21 protein-coding genes are annotated in these 20,409 nt (G+C 36.0%); 15 read left to right on the forward strand and 6 right to left on the reverse strand.

Annotation, left to right across the window (positions count from 1 at the left end; genetic code table 11):
* Positions 1 to 67: 67 nt before the first annotated feature.
* From PI85_RS03005 to PI85_RS03030, 6 genes are all read left to right on the forward strand, one after another.
* Complete coding sequence (locus tag PI85_RS03005; protein WP_036121077.1) at positions 68 to 370, forward strand: late competence development ComFB family protein; 303 nt, start codon at positions 68 to 70, stop codon at positions 368 to 370.
* A gap of 122 nt (positions 371 to 492) precedes the next feature.
* Positions 493 to 912, forward strand: a complete 420-nt coding sequence (gene mntR, locus PI85_RS03010) for a transcriptional regulator MntR (RefSeq protein ID WP_008177112.1) — start codon at positions 493 to 495, stop codon at positions 910 to 912.
* 29 nt (positions 913 to 941) lie between these two features.
* Positions 942 to 1,799: a S1 RNA-binding domain-containing protein gene (locus tag PI85_RS03015; protein WP_036121074.1), complete on the forward strand. Its 858-nt coding sequence runs from the start codon at positions 942 to 944 to the stop codon at positions 1,797 to 1,799.
* 138 nt (positions 1,800 to 1,937) lie between these two features.
* Complete coding sequence (locus PI85_RS03020; protein ID WP_036121071.1) at positions 1,938 to 2,852, forward strand: DUF1002 domain-containing protein; 915 nt, start codon at positions 1,938 to 1,940, stop codon at positions 2,850 to 2,852.
* A 132-nt stretch (positions 2,853 to 2,984) separates the two neighbouring features.
* Positions 2,985 to 3,266 carry a GNAT family N-acetyltransferase gene (locus PI85_RS03025; RefSeq protein ID WP_036121068.1) on the forward strand — a complete coding sequence of 94 codons (282 nt, stop codon included), beginning with the start codon at positions 2,985 to 2,987 and terminating at the stop codon, positions 3,264 to 3,266.
* A gap of 443 nt (positions 3,267 to 3,709) precedes the next feature.
* The gene (locus PI85_RS03030) at positions 3,710 to 4,018 is read left to right on the forward strand and encodes a hypothetical protein (protein ID WP_008177106.1); all 309 of its coding nucleotides are present in this window, start codon (positions 3,710 to 3,712) and stop codon (positions 4,016 to 4,018) included.
* A 17-nt stretch (positions 4,019 to 4,035) separates the two neighbouring features.
* On the opposite strand, the gene PI85_RS03035 is transcribed toward PI85_RS03030, so the two are convergent.
* From PI85_RS03035 to PI85_RS03045, 3 genes are all read right to left on the reverse strand, one after another.
* A complete protein-coding gene (locus PI85_RS03035; protein WP_036121065.1) occupies positions 4,036 to 5,178 on the reverse strand; it encodes an MFS transporter in 1,143 nt (380 codons plus the stop codon).
* A 121-nt stretch (positions 5,179 to 5,299) separates the two neighbouring features.
* Positions 5,300 to 6,820: a succinate CoA transferase gene (locus PI85_RS03040; RefSeq protein ID WP_031416501.1), complete on the reverse strand. Its 1,521-nt coding sequence runs from the start codon at positions 6,818 to 6,820 to the stop codon at positions 5,300 to 5,302.
* A gap of 349 nt (positions 6,821 to 7,169) precedes the next feature.
* Positions 7,170 to 7,820 carry a LytTR family DNA-binding domain-containing protein gene (locus PI85_RS03045; protein ID WP_008177095.1) on the reverse strand — a complete coding sequence of 217 codons (651 nt, stop codon included), beginning with the start codon at positions 7,818 to 7,820 and terminating at the stop codon, positions 7,170 to 7,172.
* A 505-nt stretch (positions 7,821 to 8,325) separates the two neighbouring features.
* Here PI85_RS03045 and PI85_RS03050 point away from each other — a divergent pair.
* The 4 genes from PI85_RS03050 to PI85_RS03065 all read left to right on the forward strand — a co-directional run bounded on the left by PI85_RS03050 (position 8,326) and on the right by PI85_RS03065 (position 11,280).
* Complete coding sequence (locus tag PI85_RS03050; protein WP_025114261.1) at positions 8,326 to 9,120, forward strand: helix-turn-helix transcriptional regulator; 795 nt, start codon at positions 8,326 to 8,328, stop codon at positions 9,118 to 9,120.
* A 165-nt stretch (positions 9,121 to 9,285) separates the two neighbouring features.
* Positions 9,286 to 10,044, forward strand: a complete 759-nt coding sequence (yidC, locus tag PI85_RS03055; RefSeq protein WP_008177090.1) for a membrane protein insertase YidC — start codon at positions 9,286 to 9,288, stop codon at positions 10,042 to 10,044.
* Between the two features lie 51 nt (positions 10,045 to 10,095).
* Positions 10,096 to 10,347 carry a hypothetical protein gene (locus PI85_RS03060; protein WP_008177088.1) on the forward strand — a complete coding sequence of 84 codons (252 nt, stop codon included), beginning with the start codon at positions 10,096 to 10,098 and terminating at the stop codon, positions 10,345 to 10,347.
* Positions 10,348 to 10,497: 150 nt separating this feature from the next.
* Positions 10,498 to 11,280 (forward strand): D-alanyl-D-alanine carboxypeptidase family protein, encoded by a 783-nt coding sequence (locus tag PI85_RS03065; RefSeq protein WP_036121061.1) that lies wholly within the window; start codon positions 10,498 to 10,500, stop codon positions 11,278 to 11,280.
* 52 nt (positions 11,281 to 11,332) lie between these two features.
* Here the strand turns inward: PI85_RS03065 and cls are convergent, their stop codons facing one another.
* Positions 11,333 to 12,790, reverse strand: a complete 1,458-nt coding sequence (cls, locus tag PI85_RS03070) for a cardiolipin synthase (RefSeq protein WP_036127405.1) — start codon at positions 12,788 to 12,790, stop codon at positions 11,333 to 11,335.
* 167 nt (positions 12,791 to 12,957) lie between these two features.
* Complete coding sequence (locus PI85_RS03075) at positions 12,958 to 14,118, reverse strand: MFS transporter (RefSeq protein WP_036121058.1); 1,161 nt, start codon at positions 14,116 to 14,118, stop codon at positions 12,958 to 12,960.
* A 333-nt stretch (positions 14,119 to 14,451) separates the two neighbouring features.
* Between PI85_RS03075 and PI85_RS24580 the strand changes: the two genes are divergently transcribed.
* Positions 14,452 to 14,589, forward strand: a complete 138-nt coding sequence (locus PI85_RS24580) for an Lmo0850 family protein (protein ID WP_164908744.1) — start codon at positions 14,452 to 14,454, stop codon at positions 14,587 to 14,589.
* A gap of 57 nt (positions 14,590 to 14,646) precedes the next feature.
* On the opposite strand, the gene PI85_RS03080 is transcribed toward PI85_RS24580, so the two are convergent.
* Entirely contained in the window at positions 14,647 to 15,834 is a 1,188-nt protein-coding gene (locus PI85_RS03080; RefSeq protein ID WP_008177081.1) for an FtsW/RodA/SpoVE family cell cycle protein, read from the reverse strand.
* A 340-nt stretch (positions 15,835 to 16,174) separates the two neighbouring features.
* Here PI85_RS03080 and PI85_RS03085 point away from each other — a divergent pair, with 340 nt between their 5' ends.
* The 4 genes from PI85_RS03085 to PI85_RS03100 all read left to right on the forward strand — a co-directional run bounded on the left by PI85_RS03085 (position 16,175) and on the right by PI85_RS03100 (position 20,273).
* A complete protein-coding gene (locus PI85_RS03085) occupies positions 16,175 to 16,927 on the forward strand; it encodes a hypothetical protein (protein WP_036121055.1) in 753 nt (250 codons plus the stop codon).
* A 114-nt stretch (positions 16,928 to 17,041) separates the two neighbouring features.
* Positions 17,042 to 18,121 carry a D-alanine--D-alanine ligase gene (locus tag PI85_RS03090; RefSeq protein WP_036121052.1) on the forward strand — a complete coding sequence of 360 codons (1,080 nt, stop codon included), beginning with the start codon at positions 17,042 to 17,044 and terminating at the stop codon, positions 18,119 to 18,121.
* Positions 18,122 to 18,132: 11 nt separating this feature from the next.
* On the forward strand, positions 18,133 to 19,500 hold the full coding sequence (murF, locus tag PI85_RS03095) for a UDP-N-acetylmuramoyl-tripeptide--D-alanyl-D-alanine ligase (protein ID WP_036121048.1): 1,368 nt from the start codon (positions 18,133 to 18,135) through the stop codon (positions 19,498 to 19,500).
* 80 nt (positions 19,501 to 19,580) lie between these two features.
* Complete coding sequence (locus tag PI85_RS03100; RefSeq protein WP_036121045.1) at positions 19,581 to 20,273, forward strand: carboxylesterase; 693 nt, start codon at positions 19,581 to 19,583, stop codon at positions 20,271 to 20,273.
* Positions 20,274 to 20,409 lie beyond the last annotated feature (136 nt).

Raw genomic sequence — 20,409 nt, forward strand, 5'->3', positions numbered from 1 at the left:
AGTACTTTTTAAAAGCTATTATAGTTTCAGGAGTAATGTAACCATTCAATATAAATGAGGCGAAAGTTTGAATAAGTCAGATCCTATTTTAGTAAATGTTACAGAAGAGATTGTGCGTGGTTTAGTAAGCTTTTTACTACGAGGACCGGAATATCAAACATTTTGTAAATGCGAAATCTGTGAACTCGACACGGTGGCACTTACACTAAATGCATTGCCGAGTAAGTATGTTACATCTATGGAAGCTAGAGACGAGGCATTTAAGGAAATGAATACTCCTGAAAGTATTGAGCGCATCAACAAAGAGATTATTCACGCGTTACATGTGGTAAATAAGTATCCTCGACACAAAGCGGAGCCTACTTCTTAAATGAAGAGGCTCTTTTTAAGTTGTACAGGTCGTGATTTTCTGGCATATGTATTTTCAGTTAACTTTTAAGCCAAGCTTGTAGTAAACTAGAGAGTAAGAAAAGGAAAGAGAGGGAAAAGGATATGCCAACACCTAGTATGGAGGACCATATCGAACAAATTTATTTACTAATCGCTAACAAAGGATATGCGCGAGTGTCTGACATTGCTGAAGCATTATCTGTTCTTCCTTCTTCTGTTACAAAAATGGTTCAAAAATTAGATAAAGATGGTTATTTAGTTTATGAAAAATACCGTGGGCTGACATTGACGCCGAAAGGTGAAAAGCTAGGAAAGCGTCTTGTGCAGCGCCATGAATTGCTCGAGCAGTTTTTACGAATGATTGGTGTGGATGAAGAGCGTATATATAATGATGTTGAAGGAATTGAGCATCATTTAAGTTGGAATTCAATCGATCGTATAGCAGATCTTGTGCAAGTAATGGAAGAGAATCCAGACATCGTGAAAAAATTAGAGGCATCAAAAACACAGCACAATCTATAAAATGATGGTGTGGAGGAAAGGGAGACAATATGGACGCATTAAAATCAGGTGAAGTCGTTACATTAACGGTATTAGAGCAACAAACATCAAAATGGATTTTAACAAATGGAGTTGAAGAACTACCTTTAAATGCTTCAGAGGTAACAGAGCCGCTAACAGTAGGTGACCGCCTTGAAGTATTTTTATTTGTAGATCGACGAGGGGATTTAGCTGCTACAACAGCAATCCCAGCTTTTACACAAGGAGAATATGGTTGGGCGAAAGTGCTAAAAGTAGTAGAACGTGAAGGGGCATATGTAGATATAGGTTCCTCCCGAGAAGTGTTAGTTAAAGCAGAGGATTTACCACCATTAAAAGAAGTATGGCCGGTTCCAGGTGATCATTTATTTATGACATTACGCACAGATCGTAACGGTGATTTATTTGGACGATTAGCAACGGAAGAAAAGATTTCGGAGCTATATGAAGGTGCATTTGAAGATTTGCATAATAAAAACATTCAGGCACGCCCATACCGTTTGTTACCAGTTGGTTCGTTTTTACTAGGTGTAGAACATCCATATCGTATTTTTGTGCATGAATCAGAGCGTAATGCGGAGCCACGCATGGGACAAGATGTAGTAGTTCGAATTATTGATGTAAAAGAAGATGGCTCCATGAACGGTTCTCTTTTGCCGAGAAAACATGAGCGCCTTTCCGATGATGCGCAGCAAATTTTGAGCTATCTACAGGATGTTGGGGGCAAAATGCCATTTGGCGATAAATCCTCTCCTGAAGAAGTTCAAGAAATGTTTCATATGAGTAAGGGTGCCTTTAAACGTGCCTTAGGAACATTGATGAAAGCTGGTAAAGTGAAGCAACAGGACGGCTGGACTGAAGAAGTCTAGTGGACGATTAATTAAATTAAATAATAGCGACAAGAGACATCCTTGAAACCTTCTCTTCTTTTTTACGTACTAATAACTGTATAGTGGTATACATTATTCAGGCTAATTATGAGGTTTTATCGAAAGGGGTCACACGATTTGAAAAAAACTTGGATGAAAATACTAACAGCTACTATGTTGGTATTTGGTGTGATGGCACCAGCGACAGGGTTTGCATCTGATAATACGCCTCCGAAAGCAATTGATGAAAAGTTAGGCGTTCCAATCGTTGTATATGGGGCAAATTTATCTGAAACTGAAAAAGAGTCAGTAAAAAAATCATTAAAAGTCAATGAAGAACCTGAAATCGAAGAAATAACGGTATCAGGTCAGGATCTAGTTAAATACATTAAAGATAGTAATTCAAGTTCCCGCATGTATTCTTCTGCTAAAATTACACGAAGAGATGTAGGGGAAGGTCTAGTAATAGAAATTGTCACACCAACAAATATTACACAGGTGACATCAGAAATGTACGCGAATGCAATGTTAACGGCGGGGATTGAAGATGCTACAGTACAGGTGGCTGCACCTAAGGCGGTAACAGGGCATTCGGCGTTAGTTGGTATTTACAAGGCATACGAGGTTACTACAGGTGAAACGCTTGATATTGAACGAACAGATGTAGCAAATGAGGAGTTATCGGTTGCAACATCTATTGCTGAATCTGCAGGTGTGGATGATGCAAAGGTAGCTGAATTACTTACAGAAATTAAAAAGCAAATTGCTGAATTAAAGCCAGCTACACGTGAAGACGTTGAAAAGATCGTTCAAGAGCAATTAAACAAGCTTGACATCAATTTAAGTGAAAAGGACCGTCAATTGCTCGTAGATTTAATGGATAAAATCAGTAAGCTGGATATTGATTTCAGTAAATGGTCTGAACAATTAAATGATATTAGTAATACGATTCAGGAAAAGTTCGGCTCTCTTATGGAAGATAAAGGATTTTGGGAGAGTGTGAAAAGCTTCTTTACTAATTTAAAAGATACTATATCTTCTTGGTTTAACTAATAATGAATAATAAAAGAATCTGTCATACTCATCTACTAGAATGAGTGGACAGATTCTTTTTGTTTAGAAGAGTCGCAAGTTTTGTGAAAATCCAAAAGGCTATGGTACTATGTTTAAAAGGAGTGGTGAGAAATGGAATTTAAATTACAGCAATTAGCAGGAAATAAATTTGCATTTTTGAATGAGCAAGCAGGGGAAAGACTTGCAGAAATTACTTGGCAGCAAAACGGGCAAGTAATGGTAATGGATCACACCTATGTATCAGATAAGCTCCGAGGTCAAGGGGTGGCCAAACAATTGCTTGATCAGGCAGCACAGTATGCGCGTGAACACGGCTATAAGATGGAAGCAGTTTGTTCCTATGTAGTAGCGGCCTTTGCCAAATCAGATGCTTATAATGATGTAAAACGATAAAATAAAGGCAATCTGCTTAGAAGGTAAGCGGATTGCCTTTTAAATTCTAAAGTAACTCATTCAAGTAGCTCCTTACAAAAGTATAACACCATAAATTAGTACGGTTAAAAGGCCTGCCCCTCCTACTAATGAAGCCATGTCTATCCAATCATACGCTAAATCGAAATCCTTCATCATAATCACGCTCCTATTTTTAGTATTAATTCATTAATTCCCTTTACTTGCCTTTTATAATCATAAAAAATTACATAATTATGATAAATGTCGAAAATTTAGCTGAATGTGAATAGAAGAATAGGTTGTACGGCGGATATGTAGGCAAGTATATTTCTTATTCTTATATATATGCAGATAGAGATAAAAAAATAAATGTTTATTCTTCTAAGAATAGGGAAAAACTATAGTACAGAGCTAGTTTCTATATTTTTAGGAGGTAATAAATTATGGCTAAACGAAAAGGAACAGGTGTTGTCATTGCAGGATTAGCGGGATTAGCAGCATCTTATTTAAGTAAAAAAGAGAACCGTGATAAAGCACTATCGATGTTTAATAATATGAAATCAAGATTAGAATCTTATCTGACAACAGGTCCTGATATGCACGACAATATTGCAGAACGCGTATCAACAGAGGTGGCAACAGAGGCTGGTACTTCTCCAACGAAGATTGCCTCAAATGAAATGGTCGCTGAAGGTGGAGGACATACTGGTGTCCACTTCTATAATGAGGAAATTCAAGATAAGGAAAAATAATGACAAAACCTTCTCATCTATGCATGAGAAGGTCTTTTGTGTGGGAGTAAGATTACTCCAGCAAATATTAATAATACAATTCCCGTAAAGATAAAGCCACTAATCACTCCAAGTGATAACCATCCTAACAAGGAAGAACCTAATACTACACCAAGAGAGAAAAATGCATAGAAATAACCATATGCTTTTCCTCGTATTTCAGCAGTTGTAGAATCGATTAAAAGTGAATTGACGGAAGGGAAAAGGAACCCAAACCCTACCCCATAACATGCCATTGCTAGATAAAGCAAAGAGCTAGAATCAGCTTGGCTTATTAATAATTGGCTTAATCCCATTAATCCAATACCGAGTGACAATGTTTTTAGAGGATTAACCTTATCAAAAATACGATTAGTTGGTAATAAAAAAACAAGTACAGCGATAATACCAAATGTGCTCATCAATGTGCCACTTAAACGAGAGTCAAAGCCTAGCGATTGAACTTTGAGCGGTAGAAGATATGCAATTACACCTTGTGAAAACATTAAGAAAAAGGCTCCTGAAAATGCCTTTAATGTTCCTGTATTATTAAAAAATACACTTATCGGTATATATGTACTTGGTGCCGCTTTTTCTTTTTTTACTTGATTTGCTCTTAGTAAAAAGAAAGAAAGGATCCCTAATAAAAGCATAAAGCTTGCAGTAATATTAAAAACAAATGGGACACTTGTCCGGCTTGCTAGAATACCACTAAAAGCAGGGCCAATAATAGCAGCAATACCAACAAATGCGCCAGAAATAGCACTACCCTTACCTCTTTTTTCTTGCTCAGTAGCGTTTGCTAAAAATGTAAAGGCGGCAGGGACAATGAAGCCTGCAACAAGTCCATGAATAAAACGGACTACTAAAAGCGCAAATGGCTCCTCTACTAAGTTATAAAGTGTTAATGATAGACCTGTTGTTAAGAGACCAACGATGAGTATGATAAAAGGTCCTTTGCGATCCGTTAAAAAGCCTGAAATAATATTACCAAATGTATTGGATAACGAATACATACCTACTGCAAGACCTGTAAGGAATGCTGATGCTCCTAAAGACTCAGCATATGTACTCATAACAGGTAGCTGGGTAAATAGGTCGAAAAAAGAAAAGAAAATAATTACATAAATAAATTTTTTCATAGCTCCTCCCATGAATTAGAACAAATTAGTAAGATAGTTGCATATATTCCTATTATAACATTTCCAATAAAAAAGAACGCCCAATAAGTTTTCACTTAGTAGGCGTCCTGAAAATTGAAGATTAAGCTTTTGACACTTCTTTTTTCATTGTTTTGTTTTTAGCAAGGTTTACATGCCAAGAAAGTGCTTCCTCTAAAAGGTGAGGCGTTTGATGGCTACCAGTTGCTTCGACAGCACGGTTGTAGTAATCCCATAATTGCTCTTTATAATCTGGGTGTGCACAGTTTTCAATAATTAAAGGTACACGTTCTTTTGGTGCAAGACCACGTAAGTCAGCGATACCTTGTTCTGTTACGATAACATCTACATCATGCTCAGTATGGTCAACGTGAGATACCATTGGTACGATAGAAGAAATTGCTCCACCTTTTGCGTATGATTTTGTAACAAAAATACCAAGGCGTGCGTTACGAGCGAAGTCTCCTGAACCACCGATACCGTTCATCATACGAGTACCAGAGACATGCGTTGAGTTTACGTTACCATAAATATCTAGCTCAAGAGCTGTGTTGATTGAGATTAGACCCAATCGACGGATAAGCTCAGGGTGGTTAGAAATTTCTTGTGGACGTAAGCAAATTTTATCAGCATATTTTTCTAAATTGCCATATACTTTTTGCTGTAATTCTTCAGTCAATGTAATTGAAGTTGCAGCGGCAAATTTAACCTTACCTGCATCGATTAAGTTAAATACTGCATCTTGAAGTACTTCTGATGCCACGATTAAATCTTCAAATTCTGAATCTGCAAAGCCATCAAGTACAGCGTTTGCAACAGAACCAACACCAGATTGTAATGGCATTAATTGTTTTGTTAAACGACCTGCTTTAATTTCATCGCTGAAGAAGTCTAATAAAATGTTTGCCATAGTTTGTGTTTCTTCATCTGGAGGTACGATTAATGAAGGAGCATCTGGCTCTTCAGAAATAACAATTGCTTTAATTTTAGCTGGATCCACTTTAATACCGATATCACCAATGCGTTGCATAGCGTCTGTCATTGGAATAGCTTCACGTTTACCTTGTTCGCCAGGTACATAAATATCATGGATACCGATTAAAGCTTCTGGATGTGAGATGTTTAACTCGATAATAATATTTTCTGCATATTCTGCAAAGATAGGTGAGTTACCTACAGAGTTTGTTGGAATGATTAACCCATCTTCTGTAATAGCAACCGCTTCAAGAATTAAATACTTAATTGGTCCGATAATTCCTTGGCGCACTAGCTCAGCATTATGAGAAAGATGAGCATCTACATATAAAACATCACCAGAGTTAATTAAATTACGGATACCAGCGTCTCCTTGGAATGGTCCACGTTTACGAATGGCACCAGCTTCTGCTAAGTACTTATCCACTTCTGGTCCTAATGATGCACCTGTATATACATCAATTTTGAATTCTTCATTTTTTGCTCGCTCAACTAAAGCCATTGGCACAACTTTTGCGTCCCCAGCACGAGTAAAACCACTCATCCCAACTACATCACCATTAGAAATAAGCGCTGCTGCTTCTTCAGCAGTGACAATTTTACTCTCAAGCTCTTTTAAACCTAGGCGTTTTTGAACATTTGCATCCATAAAAAAATCCTCCCCTAAATAATTTTGATGGAAACCGATTACAAAACTAGAAAAAACATTTGAGAATTTTCTGTTTATTCAGTTGTAGTATGACTCCAACCATTTGAATAATACTATCACCAAATTGTCACAATTACTTTATGAATAGCATTAAATTGAGTAAAAAAAGGAAAATCGAGCATTAAGATGATTTTTCGACAGAGAAAACGTTTTATTGTAGAGCTGTATAAATATAGGTAATTACTACATAAAAACTATGCGAAAATTGTTAATAGGGGACATGAGGAGTCTATTTCGGATTAAAAAAATACAGCGAACAATCCACATAGATTGCTCGCTGTACTTAAAATTAGAAACCTAAAGAACGACGGAAATAGCTTGCGTAGCGTTGGCTAACAGGGATACGAGTACCGTCTTTCATTATTAATAAAAACGTTGAGTGAGAATCTGGTTGAATTTCATCGATGTAGTCAATGTTAACGATGTAAGAGCGGTGACAACGAATAAATGAATCAGGTGCTAAAAATAGCTCTAAATCACTTAGGTTTAAACGGTGATAACCTTCACGAGACATTGTTTTAACAAATGTTTTACGGAGTTGTGTTTCTAAATAAATCACTTGATCATGCTTAATTGGGTACCAGCAATCATCGATTTTAATGGTAATGTAGTTTGTTAAGAATGCTGATGGTTTTTGCGGGAAGATAGCAGTGATAGCTCCTTTAGTTTCGCCTTCCTCCATTAAAGGAATACTCATACCGTAATAGGCTACACCGAAAACATCAGGTTCGATGTACGAGCTAATTTTTTGACCATAGCTTAGGGCTTTATGAGCCGCTGAACCTTCTTTAATAGGGTCGCCAGGTTTAATTTTTAAATCAACCTTCTTACTTGGCTGGTAATACAAATACTCATTGGTATCAGAGATAGCAATGGAAGTATTCTCGGGGAAGAATTCCTTAATGATCTCCATAATTTCTTCTATTTGTTTTGGTTCCACTTTAAACACCTCGTCTAAACTTTTAAAAATAGTATTATCATCTATTTTACTACATAATCATATAAATTATATAGAGAAGATTTAGGAATAAAATAGAAAAATGTCGATTGACTCATTAGAATGGTGAAATTTGTCTTGTATAATTTGTAAATACATTTAGATAATGACTAAAATATTTTGATACGTATATGGTAAAATTTAATTGTTAGGAATAAGTTTACAAGGTTTCTACTATGCCTATGTGATAAATTAGAACTAGAGTAGCAATTAAAATGTGGTTGAAAGGAAATCGCAGAATATGGTAAAATTCACTGTATAGTCTATTTTCTTGTGTTCTGGTGTTTAAGTTAGGTTATTTATAAGGTAGTTTTTTTAAAAAAATGTGAAATAGGACTCAGTTCTTAAGATAAATTAATAAATACTATTTTCTTATTTTTTATTCACTGGGATTGATGTCAAATATTGTAATGCAGTTCGTGCACTCTGAGGAAAGATGGGGAAGATTATGCAACTACATCAACATTCTATGTCAGAAACGATTTCCAAAAGATACTTCCAAGAAATCGATAATATAAATCAATATATCGGCGTCGAAGAATTTTTTAATATTGAGTCGAAATTAATTTTTGAAATTTACCATTTAGAATCCACCAAAGCGAAAAAATCTTTACATGAATTAATTGATATTCTTTCAATTCGTTTTGGGAAGCAGGTCATTAAAATTGTTCGAGGTTATTTTTCCGTTTTGTCTTCGATCGTTGCTCGAAAATTGCTAGACAATCAAGTACCTTCAAAAAAGGCATTTGCTTTCAATATTGCTTGTAATGATATGATCGAAAACCAAATGAAAGACGCAGAATTTTTGCAATTTGCCGATGATTTAATTGATTTCTTTGTTTATTTTATTGCAGATCGCAAACAACCGACTTTCCGACATCAAACTGTCAACAAAGTGATCATGTATATAAATGATGAATTAGAAAATGATTTAACTGTGGAAAGTATAGCTAATAATTTCCACATAAGTACTAGTCACTTATCACGTATTTTTAGAGAACATGTAGGTATTACATTAGTTGAATACTTAAATGTTCGACGTGTAGAAGAGTCACAATACTACTTACGACATACCAACAAAAGTATCACATCTATATCTGATCAATTCCATTTCTGTAACCAAAGTTATTTTACACGTATTTTCAAAAAGTATACTGGTGTTACACCGAAGCATTTTAGAGATGAGCTCCATCATGAATTTTACCGATTTGAAATGGCTGAGACAGAATTACAAAATGCATAGATTTTGAGCATAGAACAATATGAGGTGCGGAGGTGTTAGCTATACTGCTATAGCTCGCACCTTTTTTATGAAAATAACAAACATAAATAGGGCACTTCTATTTGATAAAGATAGACCCTATAAGGTATACTTCACAGTAGTTGATAAATTATAGTAGGTGGAAAAATGAAAAATTTGAAACTATTTTCAATGCTTGGGCTGGCTGTTTTTGTACTTAGTGGCTGTCAGGCAGTGCAAAACAAAGAAGGCTTTTTCTATAGTATCTTTGTAAAACCTATGGAATTTTTATTGGAATTTTTCGGAAACAATATCTTTGCAGGTAGTTATGGTTTAGCAATCATAGCGATTACTGTTCTAATCCGTTTAGTCTTAATGCCAATTATGTTAAAAAATTATCGTCAACAACAATTGATGAAAACAAAAATGGATGCATTCAAGCCTGAAATGGAAGCAGTTCAGAAGAAAATGAAAGAAGCTAAGACAAAAGAAGAGCAAACGCAATATCAACAAGAAATGATGGCTCTCTATCAAAAGCATGGCATTAATCCATTAAACATGGGATGCTTACCAATGTTAATCCAAATGCCGATTATTATGGGTCTTTATTTCTCGATTTTATATTCAACAGATGTGAAGTCACATGAGTTTTTATGGTTTAGTTTAGGGTCTCCTGATATCGTCATGACGATTGTAGCAGGTATTGTTTACCTCGTTCAGGCACGTGTATCGTTATGGACTGTACCTGAGCAGCAAAAGGCTCAAATGAAAATGTTTATTTATATTTCACCAATTATGATTGTCTTTATTTCAATGTCATCTATGGCAGCATTACCTTTGTATTGGTCTGTCAGTGGTGCGTTGTTAATTCTACAAACATATATTGGGCGAAAGTACTATTCGCAACATCCAGAAAAAGCAAAATAATTTATTCATGTCGAGGCGCCTCTGTTGCCTCGATTTTTTTAGGGGGACAACATGATGAACAGAAAATGGCTATCATCCATTTTAGTCGCTATTTTTAGTATTGCGGCACTTGTATTTATTATTATAGGGAAATTTAATTTTGCTGTACTTGCAATGACGATTATGTTTGCCATGTCAAATGGCTTTAGAGCAAAAAGTTTTGAAGAACAAGGATATGGAAAAGAAGCGAAATGGATGAAGTATATGGCGATATTTTTTGCGTTAGCTTCAATCATCGTATTCATCATTATTCTTACAGACTAATATTTACAAAATAACAGGTGAATTTCACACCTGAACATGTGAACAGTGCTAAAATGAGATTATATCAATCAAGTAATAAAATAAGATAAGTATTTACAGAGGGAGGACCTACTCTTTTCGTATTTGCTATTTTTAAAAGGGGCATAAATAGTGAAAAACAATCGTCTTTTGCTCATCATGGGTGCTTTGATTTCTGTTGCGTTAATCGTATCTATTTTTGTAGTTTACAACTATAAAAATAATCAAGTAAATAGTGCATCTAATGAGCAACCAAAATCTACAGAAACAAATAAATCAACAGAGCAAGATTCTTCTACAACAGAGAAGTCAGACACTACACCTGAAACAACTGAAAAGCCAGAGCAACAACCAGACGAAAATGGCTATCTGCCTAATCAAACATTACCTACCGAACCTACTTATATAAAAGGCATTCTGCTAGCAAATAAAATTTATCCGCTTCCTTCTACCTTTGCACCTGAGGAAAATCCAGAGGCAAGAAAAGCGCTTAATCAAATGCTAGAGGCCGCCAAGCAACAAGGGTTTGATTTAGTTGCTTTTAGCGGTTATCGTTCTTTTGAATATCAAACAACACTTTATAACAACTATGTTAATCGTGATGGACAAGCAGCGGCAGATCGATACAGTGCTCGTCCAGGCTATTCAGAACATCAAACAGGCTTAGCGTTTGATATAGGAGAGCGTGGAAAAGAAGATGTTTGGCTGACAGAGGAATTCGGAGAAACACCAGCAGGTCAGTGGTTATTTGCACACGCTCAAGAGTATGGGTTTATTCTACGATTCCCTCAAAATAAAGAGGAAATTACAGGCTATATGTATGAGTCTTGGCATTATCGTTATGTTGGTAAGGACGTAGCTAAAGAAATTGCTAAGCAAAGCATTACGCTAGAAGAATATTTAGGCGTGAAATAAGAAAAAGGAAGAGATGCGGTTCTACACGAACAAGCTCTCTTCCTTTTTCATTTTATAAAATAGGAGTTAATAACCGAGATATTGATTCTTTAAATTTGATCAATGATGAACGGTTTTGGTACATCTCCCACGTGAGCTCTGTACAATCAAAAATATCCTTTTCAAACAGCTCCGCCAGCTGATGCGAAATGTTGGCATCATAGATAAAGGCATTCACCTCGAAATTTAAGCTAAAGCTTCGAACATCGATATTAGCTGTACCAACAGTGGAAGCTTCATCATCGATAATGATAGCTTTGGCATGAATAAAGCCCTTTTCATAGATATATACTTTTGCTCCTGCACGAAGTAGCTGTCCAACATAGGAATATGTAGCCCAATAAACAAACATGTGATCTGGCTTGTTAGGAATCATAATACGTACATCGATACCGGACAAAGTCGCAATTTTAATGGCATCTAAGAAGCTTACATCTGGAATAAAATAAGGCGTTTGAATATAGATATACTTTTGGGCCATATTTATCAGCTTTAAGTAACCAATCTTAATTTGCTCCCAATCGGAGTCGGGTCCGCTTGAAACAATTTGTAAACCAACATCACCTTTTTTCGGGATGGCAGGGAAGTAGCGGTCCGAGTAACCCATCTTTTGCTGGGAGCTTGCTTGATTCCAATCCAATAAAAAGCGTGTTTGGAGTGGATGTACGGCACTACCTTCAATACGTAAATGTGTATCTCTCCAATACCCAAACTTTTTTTGTAAGCCTAAATATTCATCCCCAACATTAAAACCTCCGATATAGCCAATGCGGCCATCAATGACAACGATTTTTCGGTGATTTCTAAAATTTAAACGGGGATTCAGGAGTGGAAAGATGGAAGGGAAAAAGACTTCTACCTCGCCTCCGGCATTAAGCAATTCTTTGAAATGTCGTTTCTTCACATTACGTGAGCCCATCTCATCATAGAGGAGGCGTACTTTGACACCTTGCTGCGCCTTTTTAATTAGTGCTTGAACGATTCGTGTTCCTAAATCATCAAGACGGAAGATATAGTATTGAATATGGATATGGTCCTTAGCCGCTTCAATATCTTTAAGGAGCTGTTCAAATTTATTGGCCCCATCATCAAAAATATCTAGATGATTGTCCTGCGTTAAAACGGCATTGTTTGTTCTAAGGTGCATGTAAATCATCTCTTGATAATTCTCTGCATTTGAAATACGAAACTCAAATGTTTCATCACGAATGGCATCCATTTGATAGTTGATGAGCGTATCAATACCGATATCTTTACGCCCTTCCCAACGGAATAAATGTTTTTTTCGTAACTGTCTTCCAAGTAATAGATACAAAATAAACCCAACTAATGGTATGAAAAATAGTACGAGAATCCATGCCCATGTAGATGTAGCATCTTTACGTTCTAAAAAAATGATAGTCATGGCTAATAAAATATTAAAAAATAAAGTTAAAGGAACTAAGTATTCTATATCTGTAAAAATGCTCATTCCTACACCTACCTTTACTATTGATAATAACATACTTAGTATAGCCTACTTCAAATGAGGAAAGAAGATTTTAAGTAGCTAGTTAGCATAGAAAAGGATTATCTCTATGACTTACTAGAGATAATCCGAATTGCTTGTTAATCATTCTATCGTAGCCATGATCAATGTTAATCAAAACGCAACGATTTTTTAGAGGCTTTAAAAATAAAAATTAAGCTAATAGAAAGAATAGCGATTACTGCTGATGTATAGTAACCGAGACTTGCATGCATCGTAAATAACCAGGTGAAAAATAGAGGACCTAGTATGCGTCCTAGATTATCCATGGAATAAGATAGTCCAGCTGCTGTACCATATTGCCCGCCAGATTCTTTAGAGGATAGTGAAACAACACATGTTCTTGCAAGTGCGTTTCCGGCTGTAAAGACACATAATGCTAGCCCTGCGATAAATAGGTTAGCGGTTAACGTGAATAAAAGCATCCCCACGGCTGTTACAATTTGTGCCCCGATTAGCCAAGTTGTCTCACTACCGTTTTTAATTCGGCGAACGACACCACCTTGTATCGCAGCATCAACAAAGCCACTAAACATAAATAAATAACCAATTTGTAATGGTGTAATTTGAATTTTTTCGATTTGGAATAGTTGGAATGTAGCTTCAACACCTGCTAACATAAATGTTACTAAAAATGAAAACATAAATAAGTAACGCACACGGTATTGTAGCATTTTCCCAGCACCTTTTGGCACAATAGCACGTTTATTTGAATCTTTTCGTTTTTCAGGTTCTTTTAAGACGAAACTTGCATAAATAAATAATAGTCCAATTAATATAGCTGATGCGATAAACGGTAATTGCAAGCTATAATGCCCTAGTATTCCACCAATTGCTGGGCCAAAAATAAATCCTAGACCGATGGACATACCCATAAAGCCCATATATTTATTACGTGTCTCCTCGCTAGACATATCTGCAATAAATCCTGTTACAGCCGTATATAAAGCTCCAGAAAATAATCCTCCTACAACGCGGGAAACATATAAAATAGCTAAGTTATCAATAAATAATGAAAAAATAACAAAGCTTAGGCTAAAACCAATTAGTCCCGTTAAGATTAGCTGTTTACGACCTACCTTATCTGATAGCATGCCCCAAAATGGTGCAGTGAAAAAGCTAGCTAATGAATAGACGGTCAGTAAGCCACCAACATGGAGATTATCCCAATTTTGCTGCACAATAACCTCAGGTAAGACTGGAATAATAATACCGAACCCCAGGTAAACGAGGAATTGAACAGACATTAATAATAAAATTGCCTTTTTCATACAGTTCCCTGCTTTCATACAATATTTCAATATGTATATTCTAACCCCGTTGTTCTTGCTATTACAAGAAAACGGAAGGAGAAACATGGATAGACGGCTTTTCTTTTGCTGTGAAATAGAGTAAATGAATAAAATATGGGTGTTTAGGTTAGTTTATAAATGTTTGGTGGTGAACAGGGCAGGGTATAAAAAATACAATGTCACAAAAAAGAAAAATTTCAAAGCAAAGTTAAATGGTATGATAAACTTGTCAGACATCATACTCGTAGAAAAATGAAACTTTTTTGCCAATTAAACGTTATATAAAATCGAGGAAAGATTGAGGTGGAATGTATGAGGAAAGAAGTAGATTTGAAAAAGATTGTTTCGAATTTATCTAAGTTGGGTGTAACAGCCACTGTAACAAAGTCTCGACTAGAACTTTTAAAAGTGCTAACACCACCAACGCAGACACCGCAAGTTCAAGCTTAACTCGTTTACAATAGAAAAAGGAAAGTCTCTGTAATAGAGGCTTCCCTTTTTCTATTTTTATTCATCTTCATCATGTGTAGTAAACATGTACGTCCGATAGTGGAACCTCATACTAAAGACAAGTCCGATAGCTAGAGCATTTCCCATTAATGAACTACCACCATAGCTAATGAATGGAAGTGGAATACCGGTAATCGGTAATAATTGAATCGTCATTCCTATATTCTCGAACACATGGAATGTAATCATAGCGATAATACCAGCACAAACATATGTTGAAAATGGATCTTTCAATAAAAGAGTAGTTTTTGTTAAATGATAAATTAGTAGGAAGAAAATACAAATAACAATACTTGCTCCAATAAAGCCCCATTCCTCACCGATTACAGTGAAAATGAAATCGGTATGGTTCTCTGCAACATAAACTTCCCGGTTTCGAAAGCCCTTACCGAAAATTTCACCTGATCCAATTGCATTGAGCGATGTGATTAAATGGTAACCATCACTGGAAGAATAGGAGTAGGGATCAAGCCAAGAATAGATTCGAGCGAACTGATATGTTTTAAAACCGAATGTTTTCTCTAAGAAATCTTGCATGTAGAGAGCCATCCATAATAGTGAACCACCTGCTACTACACCACCTAAAAATGTAGGTAATATTATTTTCCATGAAATACCCGCTACAATAATAAGGGCAGCGGTAATAGCAAAGAATACAAGTGCTGAACCAAGGTCTGGTTGTTTCAAAATAATCGCTAATGGAACGATAAGAGTTAAACCGATTTTTCCTAATAATAAGAAGTCTGTTTTTAATGATTTTAATGAATAGACTTCATGGTGCTTACTAATTAATCGTGCCAGTGCTAAGATGTAGAATGTTTTCATAAACTCTGAAGGTTGAATGTTTCCAAGGGGTGTATGGTACCAGCTTTTTGCGCCATTGACCGGTGCACCAATTTGACCTTCTCCTTCAGGCATAAAAATAAGCAGTACCAATAAGGCAATCCCTGCTCCATACATATACCATGACATTTTTTTATATTGATCTGGCTCAAAAAACATCACTATGCCAATAATTACTGCACCAATTACATACCATTGCATTTGTTTTGGAACGTAGTTAATGCCATATTGACCGGATGTTTGGGCAGATGCAATAGCTAACAAACTAATGACTAGAAAAGTGAAAAGAATAAAAGCAAGGGTCCAGTCAAAACGATTTGCGAAATTTCGTTTATTTTCCATAAAATCCACCTAAATTAAAATAGTATCTCAATATGAGTAAATATAATGCGTTTCTTCCATTTTGGTTTATAATGTTGAAAGAATAGTGCAAATTCAAAATCAGAAAGAATGAATGTCTACTGATAAGATTGCAATTTGCTTTGAACGTTGTCAATGGAACTTTTAAGCAAATATTTTAACTCAATGAGTAATCGAAAACCTGTATGCAAATGCATGTTTAACATTCCTATTATAACGCAAAAAACACTTTTATGCCTGCGTATATAGTTGTGACGACAATTAACATAAAATGTTTCAAAAAAATCGAGTTTAGTCTTATAATGTAGTGAAGAATGGGGTGATGGTTGTGGCTAAAAAATTAAAGTCAGCTGATGATTTTATGTATCATATTTATGTTCATATGAATGATGTAGATAAATTTGTCATTTTTAGCGGGTTGAAATTCTCGCAATTTGCGGCTTCGCTTGAACCACTGCATCACTTACTTTTACTAAAACATTCCTATGAAGACGGTTCTTTTAATATGCATACACAATTTGAATATGTATTGGATGAAGAGGTACCCCATTTTGTAAAAAAATCGGCTGAGTCCAAGGAATTATGTTGGGTCGATTTTATGGATGAGAAGAGGCTAGACCATCTAACACCGATGGAACAAGGGGAATTGCTTTACATAAGTCATAAAAAAGAACCAATTACATCTGCATTTTTTAACAAATTGCAAAATAGATTCGTCTATTACTCTTCAGATTTAGAAAAAATGACAAAAATTTATTTCCGACATTTAAGTGATTCGGATTTATTGGTGGCAAATGTTTTTAATAGTTTAATTCGCGAAAAGGAACGTAGCACTGGATTTTGGCGTCGAAAAGTAAAATCAAGTATCCCTACCATTTCACCTGAATTCTTACGTTCTTATCGATCCTTTTCTAAAGACGGTGCATTATTATCGTTGTACCGTATTGAAAAACCAAAAGCGGCATATGGGATAGAAGTACGCAACTTGTCAGAATATTCTTTTCCTGATGAAGTATGGGACGATTTAAATACCATTTTGAAAACTGAGCACGATGAATTGATTTATATTATTTAACGAAATATACACTCAAATCTCACCGTCGAAAATTACGGTGGGATTTTTATGTCATTTGTCAAGACGTTTCGTGATAAACTAATAGTACTCAAGAAGTATGTGGAGGGCACAAAAATGAAAAAAAGAATCGGTTTATTATACGGCGGAAAGTCAGCAGAGCATGAGGTATCCTTATCAACAGCTCGTGCAGTCACTGGTGCTTTGAATTTCGAGGAGTATGAAGTATATCCGATTTTCATAACATCTGAAGGAGAATGGCGACGCGGAGATCGTTTAGAAAAGCCTGTAAGTACTATCGAAGAACTACAGTTTGGTGATAATACTACAATTTTAGAAAATAATATTACTGATTTTTTAATCGACAAACATGGCAAATCAGTACAGTTCGATGTTATTTTTCCATTGTTACATGGAACAAATGGTGAGGATGGAACCGTGCAAGGTTTACTAGAGGTTCTAAATCTTCCCTATGTAGGAAATGGAGTTTTAGCATCTTCTGCTGGAATGGATAAAGTGGTTATGAAGCAATTATTCGAGATTGCTGGTTTACCACAAGTGCCCTATACGTACTTTATTCGCAGTGAGTGGAAAAATGAACAACAGGCTATTATTGAACGCTGTGAAGAAAGATTGACTTGGCCAATGTTTGTGAAACCTGCAAATTTAGGATCTAGTGTGGGGATTAGCAAAGCAACAAACCGTGATGAATTAATAAAAGCAATCGAGGTTGCTTTACAATACGATCGTAAAATTGTTGTCGAGCAAGGTATTATCGCTCGAGAAATTGAACTTGCCGTCTTAGGAAATGATTATCCAGAAGTTTCAGTACCAGGTGAAATTAAACCTGTTACAGAATTTTATGATTATGATTCTAAGTACAAGGACGGCTCCACAGCACTGATTATTCCAGCTGAGCTACCAGAGGAAACAGAATTAAACTTAAAAGATCTGGCAAAACGGGCTTTTAAAGCGATTGATGGTAGTGGTTTAGTTCGTGCCGACTTTTTTGTAACAGCTGATCATAGCGTTTACATTAATGAAGTCAATACATTGCCTGGTTTCACGCCAGTAAGTATGTATCCACTACTGTGGCAACATACAAATGTAAGCTATCCAGAGCTGATCAATCGTTTGATTACGTTAGCCATTGAACGTTTTGAAGAAAAACAACAGCTTCACTATAAAAAAGACTGAGTGGGATTATTGTGAAAAAAACATTAAAACAATTAGCTGCATGGTTAAATGAGGATATGTCGGCTTACGATGATACGGTTGTATCAGGAATTTCCATTGATACAAGAACAATTCAACAGGGGGATTTATTTGTACCATTTCGTGGTGAGCAAACAAATGGACACCGGTTCGTTGCTCAGGCGTTTGAAAAAGGTGCAGGTGCTGCTCTCTGGCAAAAGGATGAACCTAATCCGCCCGAAGGTATACCTTTATTGTTTGTGGATGATCCAGAAATAGCTTTACAGGAAATGGCTCGAGCTTATCGGAATGAACATAAAGCAAAATTTATTGGTATTACTGGCTCTAACGGTAAAACATCAACAAAAGATATTTTAGCGGGTACACTTGCTCCGTTCTTTAAAGTTCAAAAAACAATTGGGAATTTTAATAATCAACTAGGTTTACCGATTACCATATTACAGCTTGATGAAGATACAGAGGTAGCTGTCCTTGAAATGGGAATGAGTGGATTCGGCGAAATTGAATTTTTAACAAAGCTAGCTCAGCCACATATGACAGTTATTACAAATATCGGTGAGGCCCATATGCAGGACTTAGGGTCCCGTGCAGGTATCGCACAGGCAAAGTTTGAGATTATTCAAGGAATGCAGCCGGATGGCCTATTATTCTATGATGGAGATGAACCATTGCTACAGGAATTAGTGGCTAAGGAACAGCATTTAAATGCCGTAGCGTTTGGATTAGAGCCAAATAACCTTTTATTTGCCGATCATATTCATGCCAATGCTAATGGTAGTAGCTTTACAACCCACGGTATGATAGAGGGTGACTTCTTTATTTCTGTACTTGGAAAGCATCAAGTGAAAAATACATTAGTTGCCATGTTAATTTCTCATCAACTAGGTTTAAAAAATGAGCAAATTCGTACATCCTTAGAGCATGTAGTATTAACAGATATGAGGATGCAACAAGTACAAGGTACAAATGGTGCATTATTTATTAATGATGCTTATAATGCTGCACCTACCTCTGTAAAAGCGGCTATTCAATTTATCGCTACTTCAACTATTCGACCTGAAAAATGGCTTGTATTAGGGGATATGCTAGAGCTTGGGCCGGATGAACAGCGTTTCCATGAAGGGTTAGCGGAGGATATAGATGAGCAAGAAATCGATTACGTTTGTCTATTTGGGCCTCGAATGACTCATCTTTATGAAGTATTAAAAGAGCGCTTTGGAGCAGAGCGATTGTTGTATGCCGAAGATGATTATACGCCTATTATTGAAAAACTAAAACTTGCTAATGAATCATCTATTGTTTTACTAAAGGGTTCCCGTGGGATGAAATTAGAGACAATTTTACAAGCTTTTACGTCATAGTTTTCATTGAATCGGTGGGATAAATTGCTCACCGATTCATTTTTTTTTTAGAGGTTTCTTTGTTAAATGAGGTGAGGGATTTGTCAATAGGTGTACTATGCATTCATGGGTTTTCAGGTGGTCCCTATGAAATGGAGCCGTTTACAACATACTTACGGACGCATACAGATTGGCTCATTGTAGAACCAACATTATCGGGGCATGGCGAAGCCTTGCATATGGATGGATTTACTGCAAAGCACTGGTTAATGGACGCAGAGCTAGCCATACGGTCATTAGCTAAAAAAGTAGATGAGATTATCGTTGTTGGATTTTCAATGGGGGGCATTATAGCTTTATATTTGGCGAAACGTTATAAGGTAAAAAAGCTAGTATTATTGAGTGCTGCCGCAAAATATATTAGTCCTAAGCAACTGGTCATTGATTTCAAATTGCTTGCGACAGATGCATATCATCATAATTTAACGAATAATGAGCTATTTTTACGTTATCGACATAAGTTTAATAATGTGCCATTAGCTTCAACAATTGAATTTATGAAATTGGTCCGAAGCGTGGAACCTTATTATCGGCATATCGAAATTCCTGTCTTTATTGTGCAAGGGAAACAGGATGGAATTGTGCCATTTAACACAGCACAATTTCTTTATGATGAATTGGCTTCCACTAATAAAATTTTGTATTTTTCTGATAATGGAAGGCATCATATATGTCTTGAGGAAGATTGCTCCGATTGGTTTCCGCGGGTTTTGCTGTTTTTAAAGGATACTTGAAGTAGTCAGATTATTACGACTCATGCGTTATCGTTGCATACGTATTAAAGCCATGTTAGACTAGTGTAAGCAATGGATACATTTTGTGCGAAGACTCTTCATATTTGGTTGAAGAGTACTTTTTTTTGAACACAAC

Source organism: Lysinibacillus sp. A1, from assembly GCF_000801965.1.
Taxonomy (GTDB): Bacteria; Bacillota; Bacilli; order Bacillales_A; family Planococcaceae; genus Lysinibacillus; species Lysinibacillus fusiformis.